Origin of the sequence: Oceanospirillum sediminis (assembly GCF_014164585.1) — a bacterium.
GTDB classification, from domain to species: domain Bacteria; phylum Pseudomonadota; class Gammaproteobacteria; order Pseudomonadales; family Halomonadaceae; genus Oceanospirillum; species Oceanospirillum sediminis.
On record NZ_JACJFM010000315.1, the window covers coordinates 1 to 319 of the forward strand.

Sequence of the window (319 nt, forward strand, 5' to 3'; positions counted from 1 at the left end):
GATGGTGCTTCTTTTGCATCTTCAATAAATAACCTGCATTTTGTAGATGTAACCGCATCGAATTGATGCGTTTTGCTAGCTCCACAAGTTGCTCCGTTTGCAATATCCTTCCAAGCTCCATTTTCCAAATATTGTAGTTTGTAAGATGTAATATTTTCTTCAAATTCATCAACAATAACTTGATTGAATGCCTGTGGTTTTACCCACTCTACTTCTAGATACTGATTCTTTGTTTCAGTAGCCAACCAACGTGTTTCTTCATCTTCATCGTTAGACCTAAAAGCTTCAAAGACTGGTAGTTTTTCAGATTGAATGAACA

The 319-nt window shown here is 36.1% G+C and carries 1 protein-coding gene; it reads right to left on the minus strand.

Annotation, left to right across the window (positions count from 1 at the left end; translation table 11 throughout):
• On the minus strand, nucleotides 1-319 hold a 319-nt coding region (locus H4O21_RS28805), incomplete at both ends, for a discoidin domain-containing protein (RefSeq protein ID WP_182812717.1).